A 9,799-nucleotide genomic window follows, 5' to 3' on the forward strand; every position below is an offset into this window, starting at 1 on the left:
TGCATCCTGACCCTAGGCATTCCCGGGTACAGTCGTCGATTATGTCGAGCATGCGGTAGGCGCGCCCATCCGCTGTTCGGTCCTGGACGAAGTCATGGGACCAGACGTGGTTCGCTCGTTCCGAGCCTGAGCCGCACGCAAGATCCATCGACCAGCCAGAGCCGGCCGCGTTTCTTCTGTTTCGGCGGGACCTTGAGCCCTTCACGCCGCCATATTCGGTCCACAGGCTTGTGGGTCACGCACCATCCGGCCTGAACCCGCATCCCGGTACCCTGCCGATAGCCGTAGCGAGCATAGAGGCGTGCCAGTTCGATGATGTCCGCTGTCAGGCGCTCTTCATCAGGGAGGCCGACGGGGATCTTGCGCTGGAACGATGCTGCCCCAAGGCCCGGCAGGCGCGGCGCTCGGAAACGCCGAGTTCCTGCCGGATATGATCGATGCAACGCCGGCGGCGTGAAGGGCTCAGTCGTTTCCCCGTGCGGCCTCGGACAAAATGAGCTTGTCCAGCGTCAGACCCGAGACCGCACGCCGGAGCCGGGCATTCTCCTGCTTTAGCTCCTGCAACCGCTTGCGCTGATCTCGGCTCATGCCGCCATATCCACGTCGCCATCGGTAAAAGCTCCGCTGGCTCACGCCAATCTGCCGAACTGCGTCCGCGATCTTCACGCCCTGACCCTGCCGACCCTCGACCTGCCGCAGCTTCGTCATGATGTCTTCGGGCTTCTCTCGTTTGCCTGCCATCGTCGTAGTCCTTCGTAATACGGGATAAACTATCCCAAAGGGTAGACCACTTCAGTGGGGCAAGACCGGGGGCAAGCGCCCGTTCCACACCATCATCCCTAGCTTTGCGATGCAACAGGGCGCCCCGTTGATGGCCTTTGGCATGATGGGCGGCCCAAATTAGGCGCAAGGACACGTGCAGCTGTTCCTGCGCACCCAGCTGTGGGGTCAGGACGTGCAGACCGCCGCCGATGCGCCGCGCTGGCGCTTGTTGGACGGGCTGAACGTCGCCTGCGAGCCCAGTTTGTCGCCCGAGGTGGTGGACGGCCTGCGCGCGCTGGGGCATGAGGTCATCATCGAAGCCCCGGACAATGCTTTTGGCTTTGGTGGCGCGCAGTTGGTGCATCGCCTGCCCGAAGGCGGGTATGCCGCCGGATCAGACCCACGCAAGGATGGCCAGGCCGCGGGCTTCTGAGCCCGGCCGCCAGAAGGAACCGACGACAATGAGCTTTCTCAAACGCCTTGGCATCGACACTTACATGCTGCTCTTGCTGGGGACGGTGGCGCTTGCGCTGCTTGCCCCGGCACAGGGATTTGCGGCGGCGATCCTCGGGCATGTCACCTATTGGGCGGTCGCGCTGCTGTTCTTTCTGTATGGCGCCAAGCTGGATTCCGGCGCGGTCAGGGCGGGGCTGACCAACTGGAAGCTGCAGGGCATGACCCTCGCCGCCACCTATCTGATGTTTCCGCTCGTGGGGGTGGCGCTGTCATTTGTGGCCGGTCCGCTGTTGGGGGCAACGGTGACGCTGGGCCTGATGTTTCTGGCGGTGCTGCCATCGACGGTGCAAAGCTCGATCGCCTTCACGTCGATGTCCGGGGGCAACGTGCCGGCGGCGATCTGCGCGGCATCGGTGTCGAACCTCGTGGGCGTGGTGCTGACGCCGCTGCTGGTGGCAACCTTGCTGCACACCGGCGACGGGGGCATCCAGCTGGATGCGGTCATCAAGATCGCAACGCAGATCCTGCTGCCCTTTGTGGTTGGGCAACTGGCGCGTCCGTGGGTTGGTCATCACGTGCGCAAACACAAGATGCTAACGCTGATCGTCGATCGGGGAGCGATCTTGCTGATCGTGTTCTCGGCGTTCAGCGCGGGCACGGTGTCGGGGCTGTGGGCATCCTTGCCGCTGATGTCGCTGATTGTTCTCGCAATCATCGTGCTGGGGTTTCTGACCATCACCATGTCGCTGATGGTCTGGGCAGGGCGGGCGGCGGGACTGCCGGCGGCAGACCGCGCGGCGCTGTTTTATTGCGGGTCGACCAAAAGCCTTGCATCCGGGTTGCCGATTGCGACGGCGCTGTTTGCGCCTGAAAATCTGGCCGCGATCGTGCTCCCGCTGATGATCTACCATATGTCACAACTGCTGGTCTGCGCCTTCCTGTCGCAAAAAGCCGCCGCGCGGCTGGCAACGGCGGGATAGCGCAGGGCGGCGATCCTTGGGTTTGCAAGGGCTGCAATCATGACGAAGCCCGCTGATCTGCTGCGTCGCGTGATGACTCTCTTTCGGCTTTGTCGCCCGACGCGAACGATCAGACCAGAACCACGTCTGTTTCGAGGGCTGCGCTGTCCTCGATGCCCCAGAACAGGATGCGGTCGCCGCCCGAGAATGCGAACCCGACGCTGGTGATCATGCCGCCCATGCCATCGTCCGCCGCGACGGAAAACAGGCTCCGGCTGGCCCAGTCATCCGAGGTGACGACAAAACTGTCGATCCCAAGTTGATAATCGTCGATCTCGTCGGTTCCGCTGGCCGATGTGAAATCGAAGGTATCGCCGCCGCCCCCGCCAACAAGGGTATCGTCGCCGCCTCCGGCGAAAAACGTGTCGTTGCCATTGCCGCCGACCGCGTAGTCGTTGCCGAAGGCGACCTGCGCATTGTCGAACCAGATGTCGTTGCCGTTGCCGCCAAAAGACCTGTCATTGCCGTTGCCGCCGGCGATGGTGTCGCTGCCATCGCCGCCCAGCATCGTGTCGTTCTGGTTGCCGCCGAACAGCCGGTCGTTGCCGAGCCGCCCAAAGATCAGATCCGCGCCGTCTTGCCCGAAGAAGCGGTCATTGCCGGCACCCCCGCCAATGGTGTCACTGCCGGCGTTGGCATAGACCGTATCGCTGCCGATGGCCCCGCCCTGGCCATTGTCGGCGAACAGATCATCTCCGCCACCCATGAACACAAGGTCGCGCCCGTCGCCCGCGATCACCGTATCGTCTCCGGCGCCGCCCCGCAGCGTGTCAAAGCCTTCGTTGCCGCGCAGAACGTCGTCTCCGATGCCACCGGACAGCACGTCATTGCCACGCTGGCCGCGCAGATCGTCATTGCCGCCGCCCCCGCGCAGCGTGTCATTGCCGGCGTTGCCGAACACCGTGTCGTCGCCAAAGCTGATCTGGCCGTTATCGATGAACAGATCGTCACCGTTGCCAAGCATCACGAGGTCTTGGCCATTGCCGCCGAACACCGTGTCATTGCCGCCGCCAGCGTTGATTTCGTCGCCCTGATCGCCGCCGAACAAGGCGTCGCCCGCCGTGCTGCCAAGAATCGTATCGGCCCCGCCAAAGCCCAGCACGACCGCTGCGCCGCCGAGGGGATCGGTTTCGAACAGGGTATCCTGTTCCAGACCGACAATCGGCAGGTCGGCAAGAAACTGGTCGAACACCATGCCATCGACCACCAACTCGCCGGGGCCGGTGAACAGATCGCCGGTGGCCGAGGCCAGCACCACGCCATCGCGAAGCAGGGTCGCGCCGGTGATGCTAATGTCCGACAGGTCTTCGGTGTAGAAGGCAAGCAGGGCGAGGCTGTCGAGGTTCGACAGGTCCGGCCCGTCGATTGCCAGCGTATAGCCCGCGAGGGTGATGGCGATACCATCTTCCGACAGGTCGATTTGTGCCAGTTCGGTGCCAGCTTCGCTCAGCGCGAGGCGGCTGACCGAATAGGTGCTCAGCAGCGCCTGCGCCGCCATCACCTGATCGCCCGAGACGGGTTCGCCCTGCGCATCCGCCAACAGGAGGTCGATGGCCAGAACCACGTCCTGGGCGGCGGCGAAGGTCAGCGGCAGCGCCGCGTCAAGGCTCAGAACGACGTCGCCGGTGGTGATCACCGCGCCATCGGCGTCGACCATGATCGACAGGATCTCGGTGCCGCTGAGCGAAATCCGCAGCGTCTCGTAGCTACCGTCCGCGGTGCCGGTCTCGATGGCGTTCAGCAGGGCGGCGGCGGAATTGACCGGACCGATACCAGAGCCGGTCAGCGTCATGGCATAGGGGCCATAGCTGCCCTCGAGAAGCGTGGAGCTGATGGTTGTCAGGACAAGATCGGCTTCAAGATCAATAAGATCGAACAGCGCGTCCTCATGTTCGAGAGACACTGCGGCGATGGCGCTCAGGTCAATTCCAGATGAAAGCTCAAGCAGCGCATCAAGCGACGTGGTAATCGTATAGGCCATGGCTCCATTCCCTCGGTAGGATCGTTAAAGACGTTCTGCGCGTATGCACGTGCACTGAAAAATCGAGGTCGATGTCTTGCTTCAAAGCCATAATAGCATTGGTCAGCGCATTTGTGGCATGTCCTGCGCTCTCAGGCCAGCCAGAGATACGGGTCATTTTGTCGAATGGTCATGCTGCCTTTGCCGAGGTGGCCATGCAGCGCCTGACCAAGGGGTTTCTTGGCACGGCCGATATCAGCGGGCTTGATCTGACGCTTGGCAGCCTGTCGCTCGCGGTGCCGGGCGGTTGGGAGCTTGGGGTGGAAACGACGCTGCCGGTCTGGTCCGGCATGGGATACCTGCGCAGCGGAGCGGCGCTAGGTCAGCAGAAATACCACCTGCCGGATGGCGTGGGGATCTTTGTCGATCCGGGCAAGCTGACGCTGCGCCAACTGTCGGGATGGGCCGAACTGGGTCATCGCCATGAGCTGTGGCGCGGCGGCGCGGTTGCGGACGCATCGCTTGGGCTGCTTGCCAGCCACATGCGGGCGCGCTACCGCTCGGCGCTGATCGCGCGCACCGAGGTGTTTTCCGACGTCACCGCCTATGTCGGCGCGGGGCTCGATCTGCCCCTGACCGCCGATCTGCGGCTGGGGCTGCACGCCACCCGCTACGGCACCGGGATCACCGACATTCGCTTCGGCGTCTCGGCGCGCTACTGACGTCGCGCAATTGCGCGGGGGCGCTGAAATCGTGGGTTAAAAGCGCTGGTCCGTGGCCGCTGGGCGAGTCGCGTCTTCACCAAAGCACCGACCACCGCGGCTATTTCGCCGGGCAGGCGCAAGCTGTGGCTCATGGCGCTGGTCTGGCTGTGCAAGGCGGCGGGGCCTCTTGCATTCTGCCCAGCTTCAGGGGCGCAAATGACCCGGAAACCGCTGGTCAGCCCGTTCACTCAATCAAAGGCGGTCTCAGGGCGCGCAAAAGCGCACACGGCGTCTTACGCGCCGCCTGCTGGCAATCGCTCGCTACCAGCTTGTCGCGCCGACCATGCAAACCCGCTTGCTGCCCGATGCGCAGGGCATACCCGGTTCGGCTGCCCGGTGGGCGTAGCCAAAACCGCGCAGGCAAAGCTGTAGCTGGTGGTGCGCAGCTTTGAACCCTGTATGGTCTGCACCATGCATAACGGAGGTATCATGCAACCCGGCCCTCTCAACCTGATCAGTGATGTCGCGGGGCTGCGCGTCGGCAACGCCGAGGATGCGGCGCTGAAATCCGGCGTCAGCGTGGTCACGGCCGAGGCGCCGTTTGTGGCTTCGGTGGCGGTGATGGGCGGCGCGCCGGGCACGCGTGAGACCGACCTGCTCGCCCCCGACAAAAGCGCGCCCGGCGTCGATGCGCTGGTGCTGTCGGGGGGCAGCGCCTTTGGGCTGGCCGCCGCTCAGGGCGTGATGGACGCGCTGCACGGGGCCGGGCGCGGGTTTCAGATCCTGTCGGCCCGCGTGCCGATCGTGCCTGCGGCGATCCTGTTCGACCTGCTCAACGGCGGCGACAAGGCATGGGGCGAAAACCCCTACCCGGCGCTAGGCCGCGCGGCGCTGGCGGCGGCGGGGCCACGCTTTGAACTCGGCAGCGTCGGAACTGGCTGCGGCGCGCAGACCGCGATGCACAAGGGCGGGCTGGGCTCGGCCAGTCTTGTGCTGGAAGACGGCATCACCGTTGGTGCGCTGGTGGCCGTGAACCCAATGGGCAGCGTCACCACGCCCTCGGGGCGGCATTTCTGGGCGGCGCCCTTCGAGATCGACGGCGAATTCGGCGGGCTTGGCATCGACCCGGTGCCGGATATCATCCTGCCGGCGTCGCGCAAGGCAAGCGCCATGGCAGGGCTGGGCAACACCACCATCGCGGTGGTGGCCACCGATGCAGATCTGGACAAGGCGCAATGCCACCGGATGGCGGTCGCAGCCCATGACGGCATCGGGCGCGCCATTCTGCCAGCGCATTCGCCGATGGACGGAGACCTCGTGTTCTCCGCCGCCACCGGCCACAAGGCGCTGGTCGCGCCGGGGATGCAGCTTGCCGCAATTGGCCACGCGGCAAGCCTGTGCCTGTCGCGCGCCATCGCCCGTGCCGTGTGGGAAGCGACGCCTGCGCCAAAAGACACGCTCCCGACGCTGCGCGCCGAGCTTCAGAGCCGGTCGTCGTAATCCGATACCAGAAGGTGCAGCGGCGCTTCATCCTCGTCGATGGTCGAGAACCGCCCGATGTCCATCTCGAAGATATTGTCGGAAGTGTCGTCGTTGACCGTGGAGACTTCGCCGATCAGCACATCGCCGCCCTCGCCCCAGAAGGCGTGCCACGTGTGCGGATACAGCGTTACCGACTCGCCCGGCTCAAGCTTCAGATGGCCGCCCGCCGGCAGAACCCGATCAATGCCGTCACAGGTCAGTCGCACATCGCCCTTACGGTCGACGGTCCCGTCCTCGAGCCGGTTGTGCACCTCGATCACCAACGTGCCGCCGCCGCGATTGATGATGTCCTCGACCTTGAGCAGGTGGTGGTGGTTCGGGCTGAGCTGATCCCGCTTCGAGATCATGATCTTCTCGGCATAAAGCATGGCGCTGCGCTGACCGAGATCTTCGGATAGCCCATTGCGGGTGGTAAACAGGAACAGACCCATCTTGTCGTATTCGCCCGCGCCGTAATCGGTGATGTCCCAACCCATGCGCCGCGCCTTGATCTGGGCGTGATCTGCGGATTTGAGGTCGTCCGGCGACCAGTAGGCAAAGGGCGGCAGACTATAGCCGAAAGACCGGATGAAGGCATCGCCTTCCCGGATGATTTCATTGATGCGGGAACGTTTCATGGTGATCCTCCTGTAATCCGGCGCAACCCTACTCCGGCGATGTGCCCGGTGACAGGGGAGGGCTGCCTCCGGCGGGGATATTTATGGCCAGAAGAAGCCACGGGCACCCCTCCTTTCTTCTGGCCTCAAATATCCCGGGGAGCGCGAGGCGCTGGCCCCTCGCTGGAGCAGCGTCAGAGCACGTAGCGGCTCAGGTCTGCGGACCGGGTCAGCTCGCCAAGATACTTCTCGACGAACGCTGCGTCCACCGTCACGACATCGCCGGCGCGGTCGGGTGCGGTAAAGGACAGCTCCTCGAACACACGCTCCATCACCGTATAGAGGCGCCGCGCACCGATGTTCTCGACGCTCTCGTTCACCGATTGGGCGATGCGGGCCAGCGCGTGAATGCCGTCGTCGGTGAAGCTCACCGTCACTTCTTCGGTGGCCATCAACGCGGTATACTGGCGGGTCAGCGCGTTGTCGGTCTCGGTCAGGATGCGGACGAAATCACCTTCGGTCAGCGGGCGCAGGTTCACCCGAATTGGCAGGCGGCCCTGCAGTTCCGGCAGCAGATCCGACGGCTTGGCGATGTGAAACGCGCCTGAGGCGATGAACAGAATATGATCGGTCTTCACGGGGCCGTGCTTGGTGCTCACCGTCGTGCCCTCGATCAGCGGCAGCAGATCGCGCTGCACGCCTTCGCGCGAGACGTCTCCGCCACGGGTCTCCTGCCGCGCCGCCACCTTGTCGATCTCATCAAGAAAAACGATGCCGTTCTGCTCGACAGCCTCGACGGCGGCCTTCTTGACCACCTCGTCATCCAGCAGCTTGTCGGCTTCTTCCTGAATCAGAAGCTCATAGCTCTCCGCAACCCGCAGCGTCTTGCGGGTCTTGCGCGCACCAAAGGCCTTCCCGAAGATATCGCCGAGGTTCATCATCCCCATCTGGCCGGGCTGGCCGGGGATCTCCATCCCACCAAACGGGCTGGCGGTTTCGGCGACGTCAAGCTCGATCTCGGTGTCATCAAGCTCGCCATTGCGAAGTTTTTTGCGGAACATCTCGCGGGTGCCCTCGCGCGCATCGCTGCCGGCGATGGCCTCGATCACGCGATCTTCGGCAGCCTTGTGCGCAGCAGCCTTTACATCCTCGCGCATGTACTCGCGGGTCAGGGCGATGGCGCTGTCGGTCAGATCGCGAATGATCTGTTCCACGTCACGGCCGACATAGCCGACCTCGGTGAACTTGGTCGCCTCGACCTTGATGAAGGGCGCGCGCGCCAGTTTGGCAAGGCGGCGCGAGATTTCGGTCTTGCCGACGCCGGTCGGGCCGATCATCAGGATGTTCTTGGGATACACCTCATCGCGCAGATCCGCAGACAACTGCTTGCGCCGCCAACGGTTGCGCAGGGCGACGGCCACGGCGCGCTTGGCATCCTTCTGTCCGATGATGAAGCGGTCCAGCTCCGAGACGATCTCGCGGGGGGTCAGGTCTGTCATGGTGTGTCCTCTCAGCCAGAGATCGTTTCGACGGTCAGCTTGCCGTTGGTGTAGACGCAGATGTCGGCCGCAATTGCCATGGCGGCGCGTGCCACCTCTTCGGCAGACTTGTCGCTGTCCATCATCGCCCGCGCCGCTGCCAGCGCGTAATTTCCGCCTGATCCGATGGCCGCAACATCATGTTCCGGCTCCAGAACGTCACCGGCACCGGTGATCACATACAGGTCCGCACCATCGGTGACGATGAGCATCGCCTCGAGCTTCGACAGGTACTTATCCGTCCGCCAGTCCTTGGCCAGTTCGACACAGGCGCGCTGCAACTGGCCGGGGGTCTTTTCCAGCTTGCCTTCAAGCCGCTCCAGCAGGGTGAACGCATCCGCCGTCGACCCGGCAAATCCGCAGACCACATCCGAGCCGCCCGGAGACAGCCGCCGCACCTTGCGCGCGGTGCCCTTGATCACGGTCTGGCCAAGCGAGACCTGCCCGTCGCCCGCAACCACCACCTGGCCGCCCTTGCGCACGCCGATGATCGTGGTGCCATGCCAGCCGGGGAATTCCTGATCGGCCATTGTCGTCTCCTCAAGTCGTGTCGGGGGCCATATGGGGGCCCTGCGCCGCCCACGCAAGGCAACGCGACCCCACAGCGACATAGGGCAGCAGGGCACAGATTGAAATGCGCGCACGCCCGGTCATGAAGATTTAGAGAACCAGCACAAGGCAGGCGCCGCGTCCGCTCTTCATCTTGCCTGATAAACTCGGGGGGAGCCGCAGGCGGGGGGCTGGCCCCCCTCCGTCCTCTCCTCCAGCGCTGCACATAATAAAGGCGCGCCTGTCGCAGGGCGCGCCTTTTGTGGCCTCAAAGGCGTTGCAGCTCAGATCGCGTCCTTGATCCAGCTTTCCAGCGAGGCCTTGGGCGCTGCGCCGGTGCGGTTCGAGATCACTTCGCCATCCTTGAACAGGAACAGCGCCGGGATGCCGCGCACACCCAGCTGGGCGGCCATGACCTGATCCTTGTCGACGTCGATCTTGGCAACCTTGATCTTGCCCTCATACTGCACAGATAGCTCTTCGAGCGCCGGGCCGATCTGCTTGCAGGGGCCGCACCATTCGGCCCAGAAATCGACCACGACAGGAATGTCGGAGCCCTTAACTTCTTCGTCGAACGTTGCGTCGGTGACGGGAACGGTGGCCATGGAGACTCTCCTTGCGGGTTCTGGCAGCTGAAACTTGAGGAGCGAACCTAGGAACGCTGCGCGCAATC

Annotated in this window: 8 protein-coding genes and 2 pseudogenes; 4 read left to right on the forward strand and 6 right to left on the reverse strand. The window is 64.0% G+C overall.

Going from position 1 to position 9,799, the window contains the following annotated elements:
* Positions 1–741 (reverse strand): annotated as a pseudogene (locus tag KO516_RS24005) (transposase); the annotation flags it as partial.
* Positions 742–811: 70 nt separating this feature from the next.
* Here KO516_RS24005 and KO516_RS02135 point away from each other — a divergent pair.
* Both KO516_RS02135 and KO516_RS02140 read left to right on the forward strand, forming a co-directional pair.
* Positions 812–1,195 (forward strand): annotated as a pseudogene (locus tag KO516_RS02135) (gamma-glutamyltransferase); the annotation flags it as partial.
* Positions 1,196–1,223: 28 nt separating this feature from the next.
* On the forward strand, positions 1,224–2,198 hold the full coding sequence (locus tag KO516_RS02140; protein WP_216002166.1) for a bile acid:sodium symporter family protein: 975 nt from the start codon (positions 1,224–1,226) through the stop codon (positions 2,196–2,198).
* 109 nt (positions 2,199–2,307) lie between these two features.
* Here KO516_RS02140 and KO516_RS02145 read toward each other — a convergent pair whose 3' ends face one another.
* Positions 2,308–4,218 (reverse strand): calcium-binding protein, encoded by a 1,911-nt coding sequence (locus KO516_RS02145; protein ID WP_216002167.1) that lies wholly within the window; start codon positions 4,216–4,218, stop codon positions 2,308–2,310.
* A 194-nt stretch (positions 4,219–4,412) separates the two neighbouring features.
* Here KO516_RS02145 and KO516_RS02150 point away from each other — a divergent pair, with 194 nt between their 5' ends.
* Complete coding sequence (locus KO516_RS02150; RefSeq protein ID WP_216002168.1) at positions 4,413–4,919, forward strand: hypothetical protein; 507 nt, start codon at positions 4,413–4,415, stop codon at positions 4,917–4,919.
* Between the two features lie 471 nt (positions 4,920–5,390).
* The gene (locus KO516_RS02155; RefSeq protein WP_216002169.1) at positions 5,391–6,401 is read left to right on the forward strand and encodes a P1 family peptidase; all 1,011 of its coding nucleotides are present in this window, start codon (positions 5,391–5,393) and stop codon (positions 6,399–6,401) included.
* Here KO516_RS02155 and KO516_RS02160 read toward each other — a convergent pair.
* The 4 genes from KO516_RS02160 to trxA form a co-directional block, all read right to left on the reverse strand.
* The gene (locus tag KO516_RS02160; protein WP_216002170.1) at positions 6,383–7,060 is read right to left on the reverse strand and encodes a D-lyxose/D-mannose family sugar isomerase; all 678 of its coding nucleotides are present in this window, start codon (positions 7,058–7,060) and stop codon (positions 6,383–6,385) included. The two genes, KO516_RS02155 and KO516_RS02160, sit on opposite strands and share 19 nt — an antisense overlap.
* A 173-nt stretch (positions 7,061–7,233) precedes the next feature.
* Positions 7,234–8,538 (reverse strand): ATP-dependent protease ATPase subunit HslU, encoded by a 1,305-nt coding sequence (hslU, locus tag KO516_RS02165; protein WP_216002171.1) that lies wholly within the window; start codon positions 8,536–8,538, stop codon positions 7,234–7,236.
* Between the two features lie 11 nt (positions 8,539–8,549).
* Positions 8,550–9,107: an ATP-dependent protease subunit HslV gene (hslV, locus tag KO516_RS02170; RefSeq protein WP_216002172.1), complete on the reverse strand. Its 558-nt coding sequence runs from the start codon at positions 9,105–9,107 to the stop codon at positions 8,550–8,552.
* A 303-nt stretch (positions 9,108–9,410) separates the two neighbouring features.
* Complete coding sequence (gene trxA, locus KO516_RS02175) at positions 9,411–9,731, reverse strand: thioredoxin (RefSeq protein WP_216002173.1); 321 nt, start codon at positions 9,729–9,731, stop codon at positions 9,411–9,413.
* Between the last annotated feature and the right edge of the window lie 68 nt (positions 9,732–9,799).

It is taken from the genome of Citreicella sp. C3M06 (assembly GCF_018860705.1).
Taxonomy (GTDB): Bacteria; Pseudomonadota; Alphaproteobacteria; order Rhodobacterales; family Rhodobacteraceae; genus Salipiger.

What these genes read in the sequence shown, in the direction of transcription:
- KO516_RS02155 (WP_216002169.1), top strand. Translation starts at nt 5,391, where the DNA reads ATGCAACCCGGCCCTCTCAACCTGATCAGTGATGTCGCGGGGCTGCGC.
- hslU (WP_216002171.1), bottom strand. Translation starts at nt 8,538, where the DNA reads ATGACAGACCTGACCCCCCGCGAGATCGTCTCGGAGCTGGACCGCTTC.
- KO516_RS02145 (WP_216002167.1), bottom strand. Translation starts at nt 4,218, where the DNA reads ATGGCCTATACGATTACCACGTCGCTTGATGCGCTGCTTGAGCTTTCA.
- KO516_RS02150 (WP_216002168.1), top strand. Translation starts at nt 4,413, where the DNA reads ATGCAGCGCCTGACCAAGGGGTTTCTTGGCACGGCCGATATCAGCGGG.
- KO516_RS02140 (WP_216002166.1), top strand. Translation starts at nt 1,224, where the DNA reads ATGAGCTTTCTCAAACGCCTTGGCATCGACACTTACATGCTGCTCTTG.
- KO516_RS02160 (WP_216002170.1), bottom strand. Translation starts at nt 7,060, where the DNA reads ATGAAACGTTCCCGCATCAATGAAATCATCCGGGAAGGCGATGCCTTC.
- hslV (WP_216002172.1), bottom strand. Translation starts at nt 9,107, where the DNA reads ATGGCCGATCAGGAATTCCCCGGCTGGCATGGCACCACGATCATCGGC.
- trxA (WP_216002173.1), bottom strand. Translation starts at nt 9,731, where the DNA reads ATGGCCACCGTTCCCGTCACCGACGCAACGTTCGACGAAGAAGTTAAG.